35 protein-coding genes are annotated in these 20,518 nt (G+C 36.1%); 7 read left to right on the top strand and 28 right to left on the bottom strand.

From position 1 onward, the window contains the following. Positions 1–47 precede the first annotated feature (47 nt). From C4S29_RS10580 to C4S29_RS10555, 6 genes are all read right to left on the bottom strand, one after another. Positions 48–464 carry a hypothetical protein gene (locus C4S29_RS10580; RefSeq protein WP_103914062.1) on the bottom strand — a complete coding sequence of 139 codons (417 nt, stop codon included), beginning with the start codon at positions 462–464 and terminating at the stop codon, positions 48–50. Between the two features lie 8 nt (positions 465–472). Then, positions 473–1,675, bottom strand: a complete 1,203-nt coding sequence (locus C4S29_RS10575) for a DUF2586 family protein (protein WP_103914061.1) — start codon at positions 1,673–1,675, stop codon at positions 473–475. Positions 1,676–1,681: 6 nt separating this feature from the next. Next, the gene (locus C4S29_RS10570) at positions 1,682–1,993 is read right to left on the bottom strand and encodes a hypothetical protein (RefSeq protein ID WP_103914060.1); all 312 of its coding nucleotides are present in this window, start codon (positions 1,991–1,993) and stop codon (positions 1,682–1,684) included. Between the two features lie 2 nt (positions 1,994–1,995). Then, positions 1,996–2,280: a hypothetical protein gene (locus C4S29_RS10565; RefSeq protein ID WP_233740536.1), complete on the bottom strand. Its 285-nt coding sequence runs from the start codon at positions 2,278–2,280 to the stop codon at positions 1,996–1,998. Between the two features lie 58 nt (positions 2,281–2,338). Then, positions 2,339–3,253, bottom strand: coding sequence for a hypothetical protein (locus C4S29_RS10560; RefSeq protein WP_103914058.1), 915 nt, complete (start codon positions 3,251–3,253; stop codon positions 2,339–2,341). A 95-nt stretch (positions 3,254–3,348) separates the two neighbouring features. Then, positions 3,349–4,299: an HK97 family phage prohead protease gene (locus tag C4S29_RS10555; protein WP_103914057.1), complete on the bottom strand. Its 951-nt coding sequence runs from the start codon at positions 4,297–4,299 to the stop codon at positions 3,349–3,351. Between the two features lie 167 nt (positions 4,300–4,466). Here C4S29_RS10555 and C4S29_RS10550 point away from each other — a divergent pair, with 167 nt between their 5' ends. Genes C4S29_RS10550 through C4S29_RS10530 form a run of 5 tightly spaced genes read left to right on the top strand, consistent with a single transcriptional unit; the run spans position 4,467 to position 9,902 of the window. After that, positions 4,467–5,024 carry a hypothetical protein gene (locus tag C4S29_RS10550; RefSeq protein ID WP_103914056.1) on the top strand — a complete coding sequence of 186 codons (558 nt, stop codon included), beginning with the start codon at positions 4,467–4,469 and terminating at the stop codon, positions 5,022–5,024. After that, positions 5,024–6,559 (top strand): hypothetical protein, encoded by a 1,536-nt coding sequence (locus C4S29_RS10545; RefSeq protein WP_103914055.1) that lies wholly within the window; start codon positions 5,024–5,026, stop codon positions 6,557–6,559. The genes C4S29_RS10550 and C4S29_RS10545 overlap by 1 nt, the downstream gene beginning before the upstream one ends. A gap of 15 nt (positions 6,560–6,574) precedes the next feature. Continuing rightward, entirely contained in the window at positions 6,575–7,018 is a 444-nt protein-coding gene (locus tag C4S29_RS10540; RefSeq protein WP_103914054.1) for a phage protein Gp36 family protein, read from the top strand. Between the two features lie 38 nt (positions 7,019–7,056). Next, entirely contained in the window at positions 7,057–8,307 is a 1,251-nt protein-coding gene (locus C4S29_RS10535) for a phage portal protein family protein (protein ID WP_103914053.1), read from the top strand. A 53-nt stretch (positions 8,308–8,360) separates the two neighbouring features. Continuing rightward, positions 8,361–9,902: a phage head morphogenesis protein gene (locus C4S29_RS10530; RefSeq protein ID WP_103914052.1), complete on the top strand. Its 1,542-nt coding sequence runs from the start codon at positions 8,361–8,363 to the stop codon at positions 9,900–9,902. Here the strand turns inward: C4S29_RS10530 and C4S29_RS10525 are convergent. Next, positions 9,882–10,115 (bottom strand): hypothetical protein, encoded by a 234-nt coding sequence (locus C4S29_RS10525; protein WP_103914051.1) that lies wholly within the window; start codon positions 10,113–10,115, stop codon positions 9,882–9,884. The two genes, C4S29_RS10530 and C4S29_RS10525, sit on opposite strands and share 21 nt — an antisense overlap. 32 nt (positions 10,116–10,147) lie before the next feature. On the opposite strand from C4S29_RS10525, the gene C4S29_RS10520 reads away from it, so the two are divergent. Both C4S29_RS10520 and C4S29_RS10515 read left to right on the top strand, forming a co-directional pair. Then, on the top strand, positions 10,148–10,702 hold the full coding sequence (locus C4S29_RS10520; RefSeq protein WP_103914221.1) for a phage virion morphogenesis protein: 555 nt from the start codon (positions 10,148–10,150) through the stop codon (positions 10,700–10,702). After that, a complete protein-coding gene (locus C4S29_RS10515; protein ID WP_103914050.1) occupies positions 10,702–11,157 on the top strand; it encodes a hypothetical protein in 456 nt (151 codons plus the stop codon). Before C4S29_RS10520 ends, C4S29_RS10515 begins: the two co-directional genes overlap by 1 nt. Here the strand turns inward: C4S29_RS10515 and C4S29_RS10510 are convergent. The 21 genes from C4S29_RS10510 to C4S29_RS10420 all read right to left on the bottom strand — a co-directional run bounded on the left by C4S29_RS10510 (position 11,126) and on the right by C4S29_RS10420 (position 20,506). Then, a complete protein-coding gene (locus C4S29_RS10510) occupies positions 11,126–11,353 on the bottom strand; it encodes a hypothetical protein (protein WP_103914049.1) in 228 nt (75 codons plus the stop codon). The two genes, C4S29_RS10515 and C4S29_RS10510, sit on opposite strands and share 32 nt — an antisense overlap. A 48-nt stretch (positions 11,354–11,401) precedes the next feature. Then, the gene (locus C4S29_RS10505) at positions 11,402–11,836 is read right to left on the bottom strand and encodes a hypothetical protein (protein ID WP_103914048.1); all 435 of its coding nucleotides are present in this window, start codon (positions 11,834–11,836) and stop codon (positions 11,402–11,404) included. Next, on the bottom strand, positions 11,837–12,079 hold the full coding sequence (locus C4S29_RS10500; RefSeq protein WP_103914047.1) for a hypothetical protein: 243 nt from the start codon (positions 12,077–12,079) through the stop codon (positions 11,837–11,839). Between the two features lie 519 nt (positions 12,080–12,598). After that, a complete protein-coding gene (locus tag C4S29_RS10490; protein WP_103914045.1) occupies positions 12,599–13,531 on the bottom strand; it encodes a hypothetical protein in 933 nt (310 codons plus the stop codon). Between the two features lie 37 nt (positions 13,532–13,568). After that, positions 13,569–13,817, bottom strand: a complete 249-nt coding sequence (locus C4S29_RS10485; RefSeq protein WP_103914044.1) for a hypothetical protein — start codon at positions 13,815–13,817, stop codon at positions 13,569–13,571. Then, a complete protein-coding gene (locus tag C4S29_RS14850) occupies positions 13,807–13,971 on the bottom strand; it encodes a hypothetical protein (protein WP_221405534.1) in 165 nt (54 codons plus the stop codon). Before C4S29_RS14850 ends, C4S29_RS10485 begins: the two co-directional genes overlap by 11 nt. Beyond that, positions 13,971–14,387 (bottom strand): hypothetical protein, encoded by a 417-nt coding sequence (locus C4S29_RS10480; protein ID WP_103914043.1) that lies wholly within the window; start codon positions 14,385–14,387, stop codon positions 13,971–13,973. The genes C4S29_RS14850 and C4S29_RS10480 overlap by 1 nt, the downstream gene beginning before the upstream one ends. Next, positions 14,384–14,701, bottom strand: coding sequence for a hypothetical protein (locus tag C4S29_RS10475; protein WP_146063311.1), 318 nt, complete (start codon positions 14,699–14,701; stop codon positions 14,384–14,386). The genes C4S29_RS10480 and C4S29_RS10475 overlap by 4 nt, the downstream gene beginning before the upstream one ends. Further along, complete coding sequence (locus tag C4S29_RS14685) at positions 14,673–14,864, bottom strand: hypothetical protein (RefSeq protein WP_146063310.1); 192 nt, start codon at positions 14,862–14,864, stop codon at positions 14,673–14,675. Before C4S29_RS14685 ends, C4S29_RS10475 begins: the two co-directional genes overlap by 29 nt. 176 nt (positions 14,865–15,040) lie before the next feature. Then, positions 15,041–15,619, bottom strand: coding sequence for a hypothetical protein (locus C4S29_RS10470; RefSeq protein WP_103914041.1), 579 nt, complete (start codon positions 15,617–15,619; stop codon positions 15,041–15,043). Between the two features lie 2 nt (positions 15,620–15,621). Beyond that, positions 15,622–16,050: a hypothetical protein gene (locus C4S29_RS10465; protein ID WP_103914040.1), complete on the bottom strand. Its 429-nt coding sequence runs from the start codon at positions 16,048–16,050 to the stop codon at positions 15,622–15,624. Positions 16,051–16,117: 67 nt separating this feature from the next. After that, positions 16,118–16,321: a hypothetical protein gene (locus tag C4S29_RS10460; protein WP_103914039.1), complete on the bottom strand. Its 204-nt coding sequence runs from the start codon at positions 16,319–16,321 to the stop codon at positions 16,118–16,120. Between the two features lie 11 nt (positions 16,322–16,332). After that, complete coding sequence (locus C4S29_RS10455) at positions 16,333–16,809, bottom strand: hypothetical protein (RefSeq protein WP_103914038.1); 477 nt, start codon at positions 16,807–16,809, stop codon at positions 16,333–16,335. A gap of 50 nt (positions 16,810–16,859) precedes the next feature. Then, entirely contained in the window at positions 16,860–17,561 is a 702-nt protein-coding gene (locus tag C4S29_RS10450; RefSeq protein ID WP_103914037.1) for a DUF3164 family protein, read from the bottom strand. Positions 17,562–17,572: 11 nt separating this feature from the next. Continuing rightward, positions 17,573–17,833, bottom strand: coding sequence for a hypothetical protein (locus C4S29_RS10445; RefSeq protein WP_221405533.1), 261 nt, complete (start codon positions 17,831–17,833; stop codon positions 17,573–17,575). A gap of 31 nt (positions 17,834–17,864) precedes the next feature. Further along, positions 17,865–18,164: a hypothetical protein gene (locus C4S29_RS10440; protein WP_103914035.1), complete on the bottom strand. Its 300-nt coding sequence runs from the start codon at positions 18,162–18,164 to the stop codon at positions 17,865–17,867. 5 nt (positions 18,165–18,169) lie between these two features. Continuing rightward, positions 18,170–18,343 (bottom strand): hypothetical protein, encoded by a 174-nt coding sequence (locus C4S29_RS14750; protein ID WP_159969845.1) that lies wholly within the window; start codon positions 18,341–18,343, stop codon positions 18,170–18,172. Continuing rightward, complete coding sequence (locus C4S29_RS10435; RefSeq protein WP_103914034.1) at positions 18,336–18,575, bottom strand: hypothetical protein; 240 nt, start codon at positions 18,573–18,575, stop codon at positions 18,336–18,338. The genes C4S29_RS14750 and C4S29_RS10435 overlap by 8 nt, the downstream gene beginning before the upstream one ends. A gap of 6 nt (positions 18,576–18,581) precedes the next feature. After that, the gene (locus tag C4S29_RS10430) at positions 18,582–18,974 is read right to left on the bottom strand and encodes a hypothetical protein (protein ID WP_103914033.1); all 393 of its coding nucleotides are present in this window, start codon (positions 18,972–18,974) and stop codon (positions 18,582–18,584) included. Positions 18,975–18,997: 23 nt separating this feature from the next. Next, entirely contained in the window at positions 18,998–19,588 is a 591-nt protein-coding gene (locus C4S29_RS10425; protein ID WP_146063309.1) for an AAA family ATPase, read from the bottom strand. 39 nt (positions 19,589–19,627) lie between these two features. Beyond that, positions 19,628–20,506, bottom strand: coding sequence for an ATP-binding protein (locus C4S29_RS10420; RefSeq protein WP_103914031.1), 879 nt, complete (start codon positions 20,504–20,506; stop codon positions 19,628–19,630). Positions 20,507–20,518: the final 12 nt, after the last annotated feature.

Raw genomic sequence — 20,518 nt, 5'->3', positions numbered from 1 at the left:
TGTTGTGATTTTGTTAAAAAAGGCAACCGAAATTGCCTTTTTGATTTTTATATTTGATTTTTAATATCGAGTGCGATGAAAGGCAAAGTAATTTCTTGGAATTTATCGCCTTGCTTAAATTCTTTTGCAGCCTCTGTAAATCGCAAAGATTCTATTCTGTCGGTTGTCATTGCATCACCCTTAGAAGGATCACCATAACATCCCAATCCATCAAGACAAGCTCCTAAGACAGAACCATTACATGCTTTGACTAATGCTTCATATTCTGATTGTAGCATTACAATTTCACCCTCATATCCAATATTTCCTGATTGAATTGATACTGGCTTTCTGCCTTTTGCGTAGATTGCTTCTCTCTCTATTTTTTCAGAGTATTTTAAACCTCTAAATCTGGTGATGTCTCTTCCGCCTAAAATCAGCGTTAAATCCGCCCATTCGTATTCTCTATCGTTAATAAGTGCCATAGTTTATTTTAGTTATTTAGTTCAAAACCCAGTAAAACATCAATCCAACGGTTGTAGCCAAATGGTCGGATCTTCACGGCGACTTCCATTTTAGAATTTGTCACAATATTCTGTGTTGGATCTACAAAACATTTTACACCGGTGTCATTTGGATTTTCAGGATCACGGCTTAAAACACCACCCATATTGGTTGCTATTTTTCGTTCTACAGCACTTTCAACAGTTTTCGCATAAGTAGCGATCAAGGTTCCGTCTGCGTTGGTAGGAACTTCATCTAAAAGGAAATCTAAAAGAGAATCGTAAGAAAATCTGAAAGCCTCATTGATGGTTCTACGATGTGTTAAATAATGATAATCATCATCTTTTGCACATGCTAAAGGATCATCCATTACGAAATAACCGGCGCGTCCCTGGTGCGATGTGAAAGTGATAAAACCTTTGTCATACAATGCTTCCGTATCGTAATTTTCGACAACCGCGTCACCTATAAATAGTTGAGAGGCTTTTAACGCACCGTTATTTACTTTTCCTGCATTTACAACCGCTGGATATTTCGCCAATCTTCCTGCAATTACACCTATTGCGGCACCCTTACTGGAAGTAACACCGGAAGTGGTTTCCGTATCGCCAATAACGATTCCTACAGAATTGTAATTGACTGTGTCCAGATCCGTTAATGCTACCTTTTCACCTGAGAAAGAATAACCTTCCAAAATGGTAAAAAACGGCGCGTATTTTTTAGCGGTGTAATTTTCAAAAAGTGTTTGCGCTTTTCCTGCAGCGATTAAAACGTCGGCGTCCATTCCGGCGGTAATTACAGGTGCAACACTGGAATCATTCACGGTAAATAAACCGCGGATCTTTCCTTTTGCTGAATTCAGTAAATTTTCTACTGGTGCTAAACCATCAACTGGCGTAAACCAATCTGAAACTATTAAGGTTTTAGCCATTCCATAAATCCACACTTCTGAACCGTCCCCGGCTTCGCTGTAAAATTCTGAAAGGGCCTTAAATAATCTGTGATTATCGATTGTATCAGTTATTTTCAGATCTGCGACGTCCTTCATAGATTTCAACTGATAAGCAGTCCCTAATTGGAAACCGTCAACAACTGATACTGCAGAAGCCACAAAACCAAAACAACCGGTTTCTAATGGCGTAACCGCGCCGATCACGCCATTATTAAATCCTATTTTGATATTTGGTTTCATCAGTTACTAGTTTTGAAGTTCTGTAATACGTGCTGTTAAAGATTCAACAACAGATTTTCTTGGTTTAGGCAACAGGTTTTCTGTGTCCAAGTGTTTAGTTGCTGTGTCCAAATCCATTTCAGTAACTAAAGCGATTATTTCCGCTGCTGTTAGTTTTTCCTCAGTTTCTTCTGGTCTCAAAACTGTTTTGATCGCTGCATCTTTCAATGCAAAAGTTCTAACATGGTTTTTGGCCAGATCTTCTTTGTAGAATTTTTCACCGTCAGAAGTTTCAAAATATTCTGATAAGTCAGGGTGTGCTTTAAAAGTATTGTCCATTATTAATTAATTTTTCCGTTTAATTGTTTATATTTTTTTAACTCTTCAATGAGAGCACGGTTTTCGTCTGCTAACTGATTAAATTTTATTTCCATAGAATTAAGATCCTTGATGGCCTGCCTGTACAATCCGTTCATTGTATTGGCTTCATCAGTTGCAGCTTTCCATCTAATTGCTATATCTTCAAGTTGTTCGCGGTAAAACTTCACGGCTTTTTCAACGTTATCGAGTTCACCGCCTTGTACGTCTGCGAGGTTTTTCCGTCTGGCCGCAAACCAAGTAAACAATGATGTGAAGACACCTACACAAGCCGTTAGTATTACCTCAAAATTCACAACACATGAATTATATGATTGCGCCGATCATTTCATTTTTCGCTGGCATTGCGATGAAATAATGACGGTAATTTAAAAGGTTAGTTTGTGTAGTTGGAGCGTCTGACGCTTTGGAAAAATACTGTTTAGTCATTCCGGTTTTCTTCGCCACATTATCTTTGTGAAAAGCGACGGAAGCAACCAAATCAGTTCCGGGAACGCCAATCGCTCCAAATGCATTTTTAACCCCTGTAGCTGAATACTTTGGATTTGCTACATTAGAAAAGATCTCAAATCCTGCGATTTTAGGTGCCACCGTACCAGTATTGATATTAGCCAAAAGGTTTCCGAAACGGTTTCTGTCTAATAACAAAATATTTTCGTGATCTGTAGATAACACTAATCTTCTACCTTCTACAGGTGCTTCCATGTCATCATATCTACCTTTTAAAGCAACCATTGCTTCAAAGAGAATGTTTGCTTTTTCGCTTCCGGTTTCATCACCAGTGAAGACCATTTTGATAACTGGTGTTTTCGCATCATCACCGGCAGGAGCCTGTGCGTGAATTGCTTTTTTATACTTTAAAGAATTGATCTGTACACGGTGTCCTCTCGTTGCGGAATCAATCCTGGCATAAGATGCACCGATGATTTGATCATCAGTTAATGATGTGGCCAAAGTCTGGTACTTATCCAGTTTTATGATCACTTCAGTATCTGTGAAATCCTGTACAGCAATGGGATAAGTGGTGTTATTTAACAACACTTCTGGCTGAAAAGTTTCGATTGGTAAGTGAATTAAATTCGCTTCACTGGCGGATCCATCGCCCATAACTGTGACTTCTACGTCAAGTTCAGGAATTCCATCCAACCAAGGCGCCACATCCTGTGTGGTCAATAGTTGAATTACGCGTGAACTCCATACTTCTGGAAAATTTGCTGGCATTATTTTGTGGTTTTTATGGTTATTAGTTGTTTTCTGAAAAACCAACCTCCTTCACAAAAAAGAAGGTTGGAAAAATTTAAAAAGAGTAAAAAATGTTATTTGAAAAGAGCTTGGTATAAATCCGGATTTCCGTTTTTAAATTCTAATTGAGCGGACAAATCCAGTTTTTGGAAATCATCCAGGTTTTTAACATCAGTAAGTGCAGGCGCGTTCACTCTTGCCGCTAAATTCACTTTTGCGGGAGCATCCGTCACAGTTGTTTTGTAAAGACTTGGGAATTCTGCGTGAAGCTTAATGTAATCAGCTTCTTTCGTGGCATCAATTTTACCGGCGGCGATGTCCGCTTTTACAGTATCTGCAGATAGTTTGGCTTTTTTATCTTTTTCAAGATCTTCAAAACCTTTGATTTTCAGATTTGATGCATCTAATTCTGATTTTAGATTAATGATTTTCTCATTTACAAGATTCTCATCATGTTCTAAAGTGTTACCCGGCAAACCAAGTGCGGCAACTGCGGATAAATTGAGTGTAATTTTTTTCATGGAGTTATTTAAATTAAAATTTGAAATGTCTGAAGCGGTCAAAAGAATTTGTGAAATTTCACTTTCCTGCAATTCTTTTATGCTATCATCTGTTGCAGCATAAAGTTTTACAGCGTTTGCATTGTTTGGAATAGGAACTATAGAAGCTTCAAGAACTTCCGACTTTACGAGGTCGTAAACATCATCCGGCGCGATTTGAAAATTATTCATCGAAAAAGGATTAAGACCTAAGCTACAGCCGCGTAAAAATCCGCGCTCTACTTTTCCTGCTATAAATTTTCCATTATCGTCTTCAATGTCAAAAACTGCATCAGCGGTTAATAAATGTCCTTCAATCTGTATATTTTCCCAACGACCAATTACCGCCCAATTACCTTCCATGTGATAATCTAATATAACCGGATTAGCACGGAAACGCGTCAAATCCAACCCAAGGTTTAAAACCCGGAATCCGAACTGGTTAACTTTTGTTTCATCGTTAAGTATAAATTTATGTTTTGACATCTGTTTTGCCGATTTAAAGCACAAACATCAGCAGGAATTTTCACAGAATAAAATAGTTGTGCAGAACTTGAACAACTGTGTAAAGAACCTGTACAACTATGTTCAGAAACTAAACACTTTTTTTTTATGAGCCTCACATTATGGCAATTTTGCTATAAACTAACAGCATGTGCCTTAAAAAAACGGAGCAAAAAGAGTATGCAAAATTTCTCTTTACAGAGAAAAATTCCACTCAAAAAGAAATTGCAGAAAAAGTCGGTGTCACAGAAAAAACATTGATCAAATGGATTGGTGAAAATGATGGTGAATGGAAAAAATTAAAGAAATCTTTAATGACCACTAAATCTGCCCAGATAAATAACCTGTATGAAATTTTAGAGCGGACAAATGATGAGATAAAAAATAGACCGGTTGTTTATGATATTCCGGCGCATTATTTAAAGCCAATCAAAGTAAAGAATGCTGATGGTTCCGAATCAGTTGAGTTTATAAAATATGACAAAGAAGATTTCCCTATTAAGATTGGAAATTTTGCAAACACCAAAGATTCCGCTACAATCCAAGGTATAACCAGTTCTATAAATAAATTAGAAGGTGAAACCAGTATCGGTGATTCTGTAAATGTAGGAATGGAATTCTGTGAATATGTAAGTGATATTGATTTTCCATTTGCCCAAAAAATTGCTGAGTATTTTGACATGTTCATCCGCCAACAACTTCAATAATGGCGAAAAAGACAACGGATAAAAAGCACCTGGAAAACTGGGAATCCTTTCGCACCAACATTGCGAAAAGTACACCTGTGGATCTGCACGAAAGCCAAATCGCAAAGCGAAAAAGAATTGAGGCTTTAGAGGCGGATCCTGAAAAATGGTTTGCTTATTATTTTCCTTCTTATTACACCGCGAAGCCTGCACCTTTTCATATTGCAGCAACAAAACGCATTATCAATAATCCGGAATGGTTGGAAGTTCGTTCCTGGTCCCGTGAACTGGCAAAATCTGCCAGAACTATGATGGAAGCGCTGTATTTATCATTTACCAAAAAAAAGAAAGTTTGGTTAATGATCTCAAATACAGAAGACAATGCGAAACGTCTGCTATTACCGTATAAAAATATTCTGGAATCTAACAACCGGATCATCAATGATTATGGCGTGCAGCGTCAGGTTGGTAAATGGGAAGATCACGAATTCACTACAAAATTTGGCTTTTCATTTCGCGCTTTGGGTGCAGGACAGTCACCGCGTGGAACACGGAATGATGCAGCACGTCCGGACGGAATTATTATCGATGATTTTGATACAGACGAAAAATGCCGAAATAAAGACCGCGTAAAAGCAGACACCGACTGGATTCAGGAGGCTGTAATTCCAACGCGGTCGGTTTCAGTCCCGTTACTGGTAATGGTGAACGGAAACATTATCCACAAATATTGCACGATTACGATTTTAGGTGCTTTAGCAGATTTCTGGGATATTATTAATCTCACGGATAAAAAAGGAAATCCAACCTGGTTAAAAAATACCAAGGCGATGATCTATGCAATGTTTTACAATTCCAAAGGTCAGCGGAAAGTTTCTAAAAAAGCACAGCAAAAAGAATATTACAATAATCCGGTTGCAGAAGGTGACACTTTCACAATCTTTAATTATGGGAAATGTCCGCCAATTAAAAAATGTGAAAAAATTGTAGTCTATGTAGACCCTTCACCATCAAATAATAAAGACAAAAACAGTTCCTCAAAATCTGTGATCATTATCGGTTTATACCAGGGACGGTATTTTATTTATAAAGTCTGGTTGGCAAAAGCCACAAATTCAGAAATGGTAAACTGGATTGGACAGGCTTACAATTACCTGGATAAAAATGGAATCGATGCAAAAAAAATGTTCATCGAAAATAATAGTCTTCAGGATCCACATTTTCAACAGGTAGTAAAACCACTTTTAGAAAAGTACAGAAAAGAACACGGAATAAAACTTCCACTTCGTGAAGATAAACGTAAAAAAGCGGACAAATTCGAGAGATTGGAAAACATGGCTGATGATAACAACGACGGAAATATCATTTTCAATGAAGAGGAAAAAGAAAATCCGCACATGGTAGAAATGGAAGATCAGTGGCTTGGAGTTTCTAAAGATTCTAAAGAAATGGATGGACCTGATGCCGTGGAAGGGGGTAAAATGATGATTGATACAAGAGTTGTGAAAGAAGATTTAGGCTATGCAACCGGACAGATCGAAAGTCGCAGATATTAATAAAAAATACAAACTATGTTTTTAAGCAAGAAAGATTTAGGTAGCACAATCTACAATTATCAAATTGATCAGATCACAGAAGGAAATGATGACATCACAGCACAGGCAATGGCAGCCGCTGAGGAGGAATTAAGAAGTTATATCACAGCACCGGAATGGAGCGACGGACGTACAAAATATGACGTCGAATTAATTTTGACCGACACCGGAACAAACCGAAATGCCTTATTAGTTCGCATGGCTGTGACGCTCGCAAAATTCTACATTATAGAGTTATGTAATGCGGATATTATCTACGAAACCGCAAAAGAAAGATATGACCGGGCAATCACCTGGTTAAAGCAATTTGCACGCGGTGATATAAAATTAAGCACACTTCCGGAAACAGCAGACACAGATGCATCGACAGGAACTGATCCATTTATTTATGGAAGCCGTGAAAAATTTAACCACGAATAATTATGAAAAAAATATTCTTTACCGTCAAAAAATAAACTATGTCCAGATTAACCAATAAAGCAAAAAACAACAGATCACAGTTAGCCGCCAAAACACCGGCTAAATCTGCAACGTCAAGTGTAGGATCTAAACTTTACCCTCAATTAGTAGAAAAAACCGTAACGCAGACCCGTCAGGATATTGCAAAAATGGTCACTGCGAGAAATGGTTTTAACAATGCAGACAGTCCCACAGTTTATCTACTTTATAATTTAATTGATACTATTCTTGATGATGCACTGATCAGTTCACAATTGGAAAATAGAATTCAAGATTCACTTGGAGCTTCTTTTAATTTACGGAAAAAAGGAGGCGATATTGATGAGGAATTGACGGATAGTTTACAAAATTCTGAACTTTTTAATGATCTGATCACACAGATAATTAATTCAAGATTTTACGGTCATTCTTTAGTTGAAATTGATTGGAAACAGGACGGATTGAACGAACCACAATTAAAAGTAGATCTGATTCCGCGCCAAAATGTTTTAGCGAAAAAAGGAGTGATGCTTTTTGATTATAACGAAGATAAAGGCGTTAATTTTCGCGAACTTCCGGAATATGGAACATGGATTTTAGAGTTTGGAAAACCCGGCGAAAAAGGACTTTTAAATAAAGCCATTCCACACGCTTTATTCAAAAAGTTTGCTCAATCATGCTATTCTGAATTATGTGAAATCTATGGCATTCCGCCGCGTGTTTACAAAACGGATGCACAGGATCCAGCCGCGGTTGCACGTGGAAAAAAAATGATGCAGGATATGGGTTCCGCCGCGTGGTTCATCATTGATACCACAGAAGAATTTGAGTGGGCAAAAGGTGTAAATACCAACGGTGATGTTTATAACAATTTAATGAGTTTTTGTGATAATCAAAACACTTTGCTAATTTCCGGTGCAGTTGTAGGACAGGACACCAAAAACGGCAGTAACGGCAAAGAAGTCACGTCACAAAAATTACTTTCAAAATTGGTTTTGGCAGATATGGCAATGGTAGAAATGTACATGAATTCTAAGGTTATGCCTGCATTAGCCAGAATTGGAATTGTACCACCAGATTACGTTTTCAGCTTTGAAATTTCAGAAGATCTTCAGACACTTTGGGACCGAACCGCGAAAGCATTAGATTATTTTGAAGTAGATCCTGAATGGGTAAAAGAAAAATTTGGAATTGAAGTAACCGGTGTAAAACAAAACACTTCACCAGTTCCTGGAACAAAATTAAATGCTGCAGATTATTTTTTCGTCTAGGGGCTGATGGAAAAACACCAGTCAGCCCGAAACTGTATTTCGGCGGACTGCATTTGCGGTTAAATTCTCTTTATGAATGCGACTGTGAAAACTGCAGATCTGAAAAAATAAATCTTTCCGCATCATCCAAACAACCGGAATTTAAAGGAGTTTTAAAAGCCGCTGAAAACGCATTTAAACATCTTCACGAAAAAGGAAGTTATAGCCCGGAAGATCTTAACGATAAACCATATAAAAAACTAATTTCAGAAACTAATAAGATTTTAAGTTCTGCGATCACAGACAATGAAATCCCACCGGAAATGCTGGCAAAACTACAAAATGATACCTTCATTTTTTCCGGTTTAAAAACGCATGCTCAACTTCTGGAAGCGTCCACTTTTTTAATGGAAGATGGCAAAATTCGTGGTTTTGATGCTTTTGCAAATGATTTCAACAAAATAAATAAAAATTATAATCAGAATTATCTGGAAGCGGAATATCAATTTGCCGTTTCTAGTTCTCAAAGTGCAGGAAATTGGGCGGCAATAGATCCGGAAGGAAGATATAACCTGCAATATAGAACTGCCAATGATGACCGGGTGCGTGCAGATCATGCCGCGCTGCAAAATATTACACTTGACATTAACGATTCTTTTTGGCTGTCTTATTATCCGCCAAATGGATGGCGCTGCAGATGTTTAGCAGTTGAAGTTTTAAAGACAAAATACGAACTTTCTGATTCCATAAAAGCCAATGAAGCCGGTGACCGTGCTACAACAAAATTAGGACCCGACGGAAAAAATAGATCCGCAATTTTTAGATTTAATCCTGGTGCTGAACAAAAAGTTTTTCCGCCAAAACATCCGTACAATAAATTGAAGGGTGCAGATGATGTTAAAAACATTATTGAAGGCAAACCTTTGGCAAACGTTAAAGATCTAAGCAGCCACTTTGAAAATTTTGCATCTGAAAATCCAGAATTTTTTGCGCGAGGATTTAAAGAAATTAAAATTACCCGGGCGAAAAGTGTTAACGGTTTTACTGATATGAATGGAATGATTGCTTTAAAACCTGAAATATCAGAACTTTCAATTTTAGGAATCAATAATATTAAAGCCGGAAAAGAAACCACGTTTGAGCAGGAACGCGCACTTTCAACACTTCATCACGAATTATGGCATAATGCAAATAAACCGGGCAATTTGTTTTCCACAAAAGACCAGACCAAAACAATGGAACTGGCAAATGAATTTGTGGCCAGGAAAACACTTCCGGAATTCATGAAAAAATTAGGTGGCAAATTAGAAAATACCGAACTCACGAATTCCCGCGATAACACCGGTTATAACAAAATGGTTGTAAACTATGACCTCTTAATAAAATGGTCAGAAGCGGACCCTAAAAAGGTCTTAAAATCTGTAAAAACGACTTTAGTAGAAGATAAATATAGTGAGCAGATGAAAGGATTAGTTTCTGCAGTAACAGAAAATAGCAAATATGATATTAAAGGCAAAAATGTAGAGGCTTTAATAAATTATGCCAAAAAATATGATAATGAAACTTTTGCTGAATTACTGAAGGCAAATGAGAAATTACGACTGGATCGAAAGTAATTCTTTTTTGTAAAGTTCTGCAATTTTTTCCTGCAGTTCTTTAATTTGGTAATATTCTGCATACGAAAAAAGTCCTAAAATTCTAATCTGTTCGTCTGAAAGGTCTTCATCCGGACTAATTAAAAGAGCAGGTTTATCTGCCAAAACTTCGGCTATGTCATACATAGAGACTTTTTGCAGATCCAAATCTTGATATGTGGAACTATTTTCCATTTAACAAATGTACGAATTTTATTAAATTGACAATGAATTTACAACAATTTCATCAAAACATCATAAAAGATGTAAAAACTGAGCTCAAAGATGAGTTTGACAGAAACTTTGAGCGAAAGGCGTTTTTTGACCAAGCGTGGCCAAAAACATCACTCATAAATCGGAAAGGATCCATGATGGCGCGCACCAACAATTTGCGCCGCGGTTATGATGCAAAAATTATTGGTGAAAAAATCGCTTTTACCAATTCAATGCCTTATGCTTCGATTCACAATGAAGGTGGTGAAATCACAGTAACAGCAAAAATGAAGCGTTATTTTTGGGCGATGTATTATCAGGCAACCGGCGGTATTTCTTACAGCATCAAAACAAAAGCCGCCGCCAAAACTAAAAAAAATGTAGCATTAAGTTTAGAAGCGCAACAATTTAAAGCGCTGGCTTTAATGCCGATCGGCAAAAAAATTAAAATTCCTTCCAGGCGTGTGATCGGTAAACATCCGCGCGTTACTGAGGTGATCTCAGGCGTTGTTAACAACCATCTGAAAGATCTAAATGATATTATTCTAAATCAATTAAAACAAAAATAATGGACGAAATTATAGATGCTATACAAAATGAATTAGCTACAAAAGTAAATGACTTAAAACACGTAGACGAAAATTGGGGTCAATTGGATCTCTTTGGGAATGAATGTCCGGTTCAATGGCCGTGTGCTTTAATTATGATAAGTTCAGGAGCTTTCAGTAATTTAGGAACTGACGTTATGGCTAAACCAATAAACAGACAAGAAGCCGCGATGGCTTTTGAAATAACTTTTGCAGATCTAAAACTCACAAACAGTAGTTTTAATGCACCGATACTTCAAAAGCAAAAATCAAGAAGTATTTGGAAAATTATTAAAAAATCACATGAAAATTTACAGGGATTCAGTCCAATATTGGGAAGTGGTAAAATGATCAGAACAGCTTTAAGTTCTGTGCGTCGTGATGACGGCGTGCAGGAAATACGCGTTATTTATTCTTTTGGTCTTCACAATTGTTAGTTTCCATTTCCGCTAAAAGCCTGTCAATTGGTGTGGAAAGAATAGTATTTAATGTGCCGCGAGAAATGGGATATTTAGGATAAATGTAGTTTTTCAAAACCTTCGTGTCCGGAATATCATCTGTCTTGTTTACGACATAAATGTCCCGGATCAGTCTATAACGCAATAAAGTATTTCTCTGTAAAAGTTTGGCCATAGTGATTAGTAATCACAAATATATGGAAGTATATTCCATTCTGCCAAATTATTGCTGGGATAAATAAAAATAATTACTTACGTAAGTTTCTGTTTTATCGCCATTTATAGCGATCTGTTCATCTAATTTTTCTTTGTAGATCCGGCCAACAAAATTATTTTTGGAATCATAAAAATTGTAGGAAGTTGGATCTTTGTAAACCGTTAAAAAATTGGCATTTTTATCTGCAGCTGCATTGGCTTCCTGCAGACCGATTAAAAACTGATCAAACACCATTTCAGTATTATAGTCTTTTTTGGTTTTTGCATCAGCAATGATAAACTTACAGCGGTCAATATTGCCGTTTAAATCTTCATTTTCAACCTTTAGTTTCTGATTATACAGTTCAACAAGGTTATTGTAAGAAATCGCTTTATAAAGCGTTTTTTGCTGTCCGAAAACAAGTCCTGAGATCAGCAGGAAAATAAGTAATAGTTTTCTCATTTATTCGTTTGTTAGAGTTACCATTACGTAAACAGTTGCTTCTATTGTTCTCATCCAAGCAACGCCCGCGACTGTAAGAGTGTCAAGATCAATCTGATTATCGGTAAGGAATAAAGATTCTTGAACTTCTTCATTAATAAAGTCGGGGAAAAATATTTGATCTCCAATGGAAGGGACAAAAGGCATTGGTATACCATCAGTAGAATAATTCAATTGTGGAACTTGGAAAATAACATCTATCATTTTTTTATTTTTATCAAATGTAACAGAAAATAGTTCATTTAAGTAGTAACAGTTTTGTAAAATTTGGTTTAGAGCAATTATTTATTTAATTCGTCATAAATATCATCATTCAATTTCTGTAATAGAATAAAATTATATATAAAATATAAAATACAAAAAAACATAATTAAACTTACAAAAACTGAAATATCAAAGTTTAAACTAATGTTTTTAAATTGTATTTCTTTAATATTATTTTTACTTTCTCGAAAAAAGTTATCAACTAAAAATAAAACTGTTGTTATCACGAAATACTTTATGTACGAATTTCTAAGCTTTAAAAGATTATTTCTGAAAAATACAATAATATTCTTATTTCTTACCCCTTGTAAATTAAATGTAACAATAACGCCAAGTCCAATCGAAAACATGATGCCCACGACCGTATATACTGTATTAATAAAAACCGCACTAATATTGACGTTTATTGTGATCGCAATTGCGAACACAATAATTAGCAAAAAAATATCTCTATATTTTTTAATCATTTTGTAACTCTATCAAAAACTTTTCCATTTCTTGGTATAGGTTTTCTTCCGAAATTTTACCATTTTCTATAGTTTCAACATTTACCTGCTTAATGTTAAATATATCTTCTCCTTTAATAGGTGCTCCATTTTCTGGATAAACAACAAGACTATCAAAATCCGATATTGGTTTCATTGTAGCTCCCAAAATTCTCTGATAATCATCTCTTTTCATTTTTCTTGGTTTAGAAAATTTTATTAATAGTTCGGCAGAAATCATATTTTCATCAAAAGCTTCATGTAGCGTGCTTGTATCTTTAAATAAACTTTCAACTAACTGTTGTGGAATATTTTTAACTCTTCTCAAAAAATTTGTTTCTTCCTGATGCTCCTCTCCCGAATATGGATTTATTACCGTGTCGGCTATTTTAATTTTTTTAATTTCATATCCTTTCAAGTCTTTTTCTGCACTTATCATTGGTGTAAGTTCATATAATTTGGCTCCACGTACATTTCTCAACAACCAATTTAAGTAGGTCTGCAAACGTTTGATATTAGTTGTGAGGTTTAATGTTGTCACTAAATAGTTATTATTAAATGCTAGATAAAAATGACTTTTATATATATTGTTTGTATTTACATTTAATTTCTCCAAATCTTTTATAAGTATTTTCTCGTGTTCAAAAACTTCATCTGGCAAATTAACAGAATTATCACTTGGTGCAATTCTCATCATAGAACCATTAATTTGCCTCTCTTGAATTATATTAAACTCACACATTAAATCTTCTTCTCCGTTTTCGTCTGTAGAATTAAGTGGCATTCTTCTATCTTGGGCTATACTATTCTGCATCACTGAAATAAAGTCGTCAACTATAACCGGCTCAGAATCGGTAATACTATTACATGTGATTTTAAATGCTCTTAATTTGTAAAGTTTTGACATATAATTTTTTTTTCAAATATAATAAAAAAACCGCTCACTAAATTAGTGGCGGTTTTGTTGTATTTGTTTTTTCAAATTCTTTCAAGGCAACTTTGTCCCAAGTATTTTTTAATGCAGGTAGATCATATCCTTTCACGGCGCATTTGGTGGTAACTTCAAAAAAATCTACACCACCCATAAATGCCGCTTCCTGATCCTGATAAATAAACGGTAATAAAGTAAAGCCTTTCATTTTCAGGGCTTCAAATATTTCTTCTTTGGTGTATTCGTGGCCATTAATTATCATTCTCTAAATATTTTATCATCACAACAACCTGTTGTCCACTCGTTTTAAAATCAATTTCCAAGATTTTAAAACCATCCTCGTTCTCGCTGATCCAAGTATTTACACAATCTTCGATAGCGGTAATATTTAAGCCGCTAAATAATTTTATTCTCATTATTTCCAGTATTTTTTGTTTAAATAAGTCGCGGGATAAGGAAAAGCCGTCCCGTCGTTTTTTAGTTTTATTAGTTCTGCGATGTAAAGGATCGCTTCCATTTTATCCGCTTCTGAAAGTTTGTTGTAGGCCTTTTCAGTAATTTCCTTTAAACCCACTTTTCTTGGGTATCGCTTGTGAAATGCTGCAAAACTGATGTCTGATATTTCAGAGAAGATCCACGCGCTTTCTTTTTTCTGGTACTTTATGGCTTCCAGCATTTCAGTGGTTCCTGTGGGTACTTTTGCGAGTATCTTTTTCACCTGTTCCGGCGTCCAGTCGCCGTCCACTTCCATAATTCTTAAAACCTCGTTTAAATCAAATTGAAACGTGATTTTAAGACCGGTAATTTGATGTTTTGCAATAAATTTTCTCATTGTAATTTTTGGTGTAACTCGTTTTTGAAAATCTCTATTTTATTTTTCTCATAAATTCCAGAAAATTGATTGTTTTCTGTTGCGAGATCATAAAGCAAAGCCGCCAAATGATATTTTAAAGTGACCTGCAGTTTTTTACCGTTCGGGTTTAATTGGTAGGAAAAACACCTTTGCGTAAGCAGCGTAAAAAGTTCTATTCTCATGCTTTTAGCGCTTTTTCTGCCGATATTATTGGCAATGATTTGGCATTGCTCATTTGAGATTTTGTGCAGCAGAAACAGCGTTTCAGGATCTATCTTTATTGAGATTTTCATTGATAATTTTTCTTTTTTTTCGTTTTGGGTTAAAGTTTTCCTGCTGCACATCCTGCCGGAACTGCCGCACCAGGCGGCGCACTTGCATACCGACAGAACGCCCATTTTGGTAGTAGTTCTTATACAGTGCCTTTATATGCAGTATGAAAACTTCGTCGGTCATCTACAGGTATATTAAAGCGAGTAAAACCGCTACAAATGTGATTGCAAACGCAGTGAAAATGTCATAAAACTTCCACCGAAGGCATTTGACCATAAAGACTGCAGCAACAATTAAAATGAGGCCCATTAGGACGTTATAAACGATTGTGTAGATTTCCATTTTTAAATTTTTAATGATTATTGAAGACCCGCTTCCCAATTATTTTCTATGGCCGAAATATATTCTGATTTCAATTTTTCCACATCAGTTCCGGGTTTTACTTTAAGTCTGATTTTATCATTTATGATCACTGTGATCAAAATTTCTTTTGCAGGATCTTCGACTGCAATTTCATTGATAATCGAAGCCGGGTTTTTCATTCGTTCCCATCTTTTGTAATTTGCTTTAGAATAAATTCCGCTTAATTTATTCTGATCCAAAATAAACTGCAGGTTTTCCGGTGAACGCTTTAATTTTAAAAGTCTGACTTGTTTTTGGACCTGCTTTTTAGTGAAAATCCTACCTTTTTTAGTAAGTTTTTCAGCAATTGCGACATTGCCCATAGTCTGGTAATTATCCAGGAGAAATTTCTTTTCTTCTGCAGACCATCTGCGCATTTCGCATTTATAGAATCCATTTGCGTAGCATTCGGTTCTAAAACTTGTATAGCATTTATCAAAAGAGAAATTCACCAATAAATGATCAAACATTTCTCTGGAAGTCAAAGAGTTAAATTTTGCCTTTATGAAAGTTAATTGTTCGGCTGTGAATTTCATTTTTATTCTGTCATAGATAAATATTCTTGAACCTGCTCTAAACTATCAGTAACCAATTCAAATATTTTATACATTAATTCCGGTTCTGCTGTTTGTTCAATTAAAACGATTGTCTGTTTGAATTGTCCCTGCATCCATCCTGCTTCAGTGTGGGCTGATCTACCACACGGCATTACCAAAACACATGCATTCGCCCATTTCATTGCATTGAAGTCACTGTTAAAACCTTCAACTGCTCTTGGATGATTTAAGGCGTCAAAATATTCTTGATTTGTCCAATTTTGCCAGTTCGGATCTATTTCCGACCACGAAAAACCTGTATAGGGTTCTGGATTTTTAAAATCATAGACTTCATGTCCATTTTCTCTTAAAAACTGTACAACTTGAGGTTGGCGTTCGTTTCTCCACGAACTTGCTACGTAAATTCTCATACTTTTGATTTAATTTTTTTGTTCCCAGGAGCAGAATCGAACCGCTCCAAAAAACCGTTTAGGATAATTATTTTTTTCTGAAATGTTGAAATAGACCGAGTAAACCGGCGATAAAAAGGAAACCAATCCCAATTGCAAAGGGTATCCAAACCGGCATTAAAACATAATACCAAGACCAGGCAATAAATTTTGTGAGTTTTAAAACGATAAAAACGATTGTAAGAAGTCCGAAAAATCCGATTCCGGAACTTGTGCTTGAAGTGTTTGACATAATTTTGATTTTTATTTGTAACTTTTTTTAATGATGATCTGCAGTGCAGAAATAATTTTTGATAATTGCGGCCGTTCCATTTCTTTCAACGGCATTTTAACAGGGCTTTTGTCTGATTTAAGCCAACCACCCAAACGGTGCAGATCTACAAACTGTGGTTTTTCTTCCTGCACCCATCCAAGTTGATGGCAAAGTGATAAGATTGTTTTGTGCTGCGTGTTATTGCGGTCAAAAAGCGCCCACGCTGAATGATCTATAATTTTACCTGTGTTAAAGAAATAGATCAGTTCATCGGCCTGTAAACGGTTTAATTCTTTGATGGAAGTAAGTTCCACGCCTGTCATTTCTGAAAGCGCTTCTAAACGTTCCTCCCTGCTTCTGAATTTTCCGCTGCAGATGGTTTGTAGTTGCTGAATTTGGCTCTTTGATATTGATGTTTTTGACGGAATCGCCGAACCTTCGGTTTGCGGTGCTGTGATTGTGCTCATTTCAAATTTTTTAAAGATGGTAACGACGCAGATGTCGTTACCAATAATGATTAATCTTCGTTTGGAAGTAAAAAAGTAAGGTCTATATCTTTCGGCAGATCTACACTGGTCATTGATAGCGGTAAACTTTGTTCTACGCCTGTTTTATCGGTGTAGTAAGCCTCAATAAACCATTTTGATAGTTTCGGTTTGTATTCTTCCTGAATGATTTCTACACCTTTCTGGAAGTCCGTTCCCGGATAATCTTTGTCTGCGATCTGGCGTAATTCCAAAACTTTTTTACTGTCAAGATCACCTTTGCCGTTTCGCTGTAAAAGTCTCATAAGGGAACCAAGCAACTTTTTAGAATTTTCATCTTTTCCCAAGGTTGATAAAAATTTATGAACCATTGCAATTCCGTAAGAAGCGTTTTCACCGTAGCCATCAGTTATCCTGTAACCTAATTTTATGCTTTCAGTCCCAACTGTGATGGTGTGGGTCTGTTGGTTGCTTTTCACGCCAATCGTGGCGATTTTCATTTTTAGGTAACTTTCAAAATGATTGAAAACCTGCGCTTTTGCTTTTTCCAAATTTTCTGATGCTTCACGAAGGATTGCCATAGATCCCGGCAATGTTTCCGCGGCCAATTCATCCAGGGCAATTAGATCTTTAGCTCGTTTGTCCTTTTCGTTTTTTACGCGTTCTTTTTCTTCCTGTACCAATTGCGCTCTTTGCGCCGGTGTTAAATCTGATAGTGAAATTGTTTCTGACATTGTTATTTTAATTAAAAAGTGAATTCAAAATCTTTTTTTAAAGCATTTTTCAGCTTCATTTTTTGCGGACCTTTTGGCGTTTCTGCAGTAACTATTTTACTGCGTCTGCCAAAATATCTGGATGGTTCTGCGGTTCGCCATCTGGCTTTTGAGGGTTTGTTTTTTGCATTTGGTTTATTTGGTTTTGTAGATGGTGCACCGGTCACAACACTTCCACCGGCAACAAATGCATTTGTAATTAACATTGACGCCATTGCGCCTATTACTCCCATTTTTTTCATTGTTATAAAGTTTGATTTATTTTTAAAATTTTCTTCCTGCTCTGGAACTAAAATGGCCTGAAATAAATAATGGATCATGAAACCAAGCGCGTAAAGGTGAAAATGGTCCAAGTATGTCTTTAATATTTAATATCAGATCATTTTCATTTTTTTTAATCGAATAATTATATTTACTGGAAGGAAATTTTTCGCTAATTTTTCGAATGATAATATCATTTATTTCATACTTAAAAGTGGCACTTATTTCTTGATCAACCACGATTTCTATTTTTTTAAAACATCCGATTTTGTTTAATTTTTTAAGGACTTTTTTAGTGTTCATAATTTTTAAATTGTATTATTTTTAATAATTAATTGTCTTCTTTTCTCTCTCAGTTCATGCAGTTCGTCATAAAGCTGATCGTACTCTAACTGCGTTGCTGCAGTTTCCATTTTCTGCTGAACTGTAATGATCATTTCATCCAGTTCATTTTCTGTGGGTGGAAACATTTCGTTATCCATTTTCCTGCATTTGTTCACGCTTCGTAACGAGTTCCAACTCATTTGTAAATGCTTCTTGCATTTCTGGAGTGCTGTCAATATGATTGACCAGTAATTGCGCCTGTCCTTCGACACTACAATTATGGCAGGTGATATAATTTTCACCATTTGCGGCTAAAAATATTGCTGCGATTTTTGCGTCACTCATTTTTTTAAGAAATTGTTTCATTTCTTCGATTAATTCTTCTTTCATAAGATTTTAATTGAGGTTAAATTGATATTTAGGTTTTGCTTTTGCCGGTACTTTTGTGATCAGTGAAGCCGGATAATAATTTTCCAATTCCATCGCGTACTCATGCAGAATTTTGTAATAGGTATTTTCTGCCTGAGTAATATTTTGTTTTAAATAACCGCCATACTCATTCATCATTCTTTTTTCTACCAGGATCTGCCATTGCTTTTGGTAATAGTTAAAAAGCATTTCATTGGCGATCAGATCGCGGTCTTTATGGTAGAATTTGAGCGCCATTGCTTCGCACCAGGTAACAAAAAATTGATGGATAAGGTTATCATAGCCCCAATCATTGTAAACCAGTGCGCGCATTATCAGCAGGCGGTTTGGGTTTCGTGGGTTGTCGTGTAATATTTCCATTTGTTGTGAATTTTTAAATTGTTTTAATTATTTTTTATATCAGATCCGTGAAGGATCATCGCTTTTGCTTCATCGATCAGGAACTGTCCGCCGGTGGTTCTGCCTCCAACTGTTGCAACTAATCCCTGCACTCTTACAATTCTGTCCGCTAATCGTTTGATCATCTTTGCTGTGGCTGTGTAAGGTTCGCCACGTTCTTCATGCGCCAGGAAAATGAAAAGTTTATCGGGGTTTTCTTTTAATAATTCCTGCAGTCCGCCGTTTTTTAGTTCATCTGAATAAAAAGTGACGTTATCAATGATCACCAGTTTCGGTGCGTATCTTTTTTTTAATGTGGCTTTCAGTTCTGCGAGTGGTACATAGCCGTAAGCCTTAAATTTTTTATTTTTTGGATCGAACTTCGCTCTCTTAATTACATCCTGAAATGTCAATCCTAAACCTTCCTCAGCTGAGATATAAAGCACCGCTTCCATTGTACTAAGAAATTGTGCAAGCAACATGGCAAACCACGTTTTACCCTGCTTTTCTTCGCCGTAAATAATCCAAACTTTTCCAGTCCGTTCAGGCTCTCCGAAAACTTGTAACCAAATGCCGGTAAGTTCCAGGATCTTCATTTTGCGGTTCAGAATATTGCTGACTGTGTAGGTCCTCATTTATGCTGAAATTTTGATCAAGGTTTCCAAATGGCGCAAAGTAGCTTCTTTACTAAGGCAGATTTTTACTAATTCATTCACAGGTTTTGATCCGGTATGGTTTGCCGTTGCAACCTGAGTTAAAAGTTCGTTGTAAAAAGCCTTTTTATCATCTACACCGTTTGGTGTCAACTGAATAAATTCATCTGAAAAGCGGCTGAATATCTCAGCAAAACCAACTTTTTTATTATTAATGCCTTTTTGGATCTTACTTCTTAAGCCGTCCGCACCCATCATTAACCAACCGCAGGTACCGTCTGCCGAATTCCACAATTCTTTTAACTCTAAAAATCCGGTATATTCCAAGTCACCAACTTCATCCAGTACAAACACAGGACTGTCAAGCTGATTGATGTAATACTTTAAATTTTCCTTTACATCAACATATTTTCCTTTGTTGTCAATTCCCAAAGTTTTAGCAAAATATCTAATGAATAACTGTTTAGATTTAGCCTGTGAGCAGTCAATGTAAAAGGCGTTTTTCATTGACTTCACAATATTTTTAGCAGAAAAAGATTTCCCGATCCCGCAAGCATCAACTAAAACCATTGACCGGCTGAAATTTTGGCAGAAAACAATACTGCTTTCAATTTCCGTGTACACTTTTGTACGAACTACTTTCCAGTTGCTTTTCTTGGGGTTAATATCCAGTTCGCGACCGATCTGTAACCATTGTGAGGGTGAAATAAGACCTTCAATTTCGCCTTTGTTTAATCTGCTAAATACAGAACCGTTGATGCCATATATCTTTGCAAATTGCGCATCTGTACCGCCAAAATTGGGGCGGCGTTCTAAAAGGACCTGTTTTACTTGCTGCTTATATTCTAATGATAATTCCATTGTTGTTATTTT

It is taken from the genome of Halpernia humi, assembly GCF_900108025.1.
GTDB lineage: Bacteria > Bacteroidota > Bacteroidia > Flavobacteriales > Weeksellaceae > Halpernia > Halpernia humi.
Note: the sequence above shows the minus strand (reverse complement) of the source record. Positions and strands in the feature narration are given on the sequence as shown.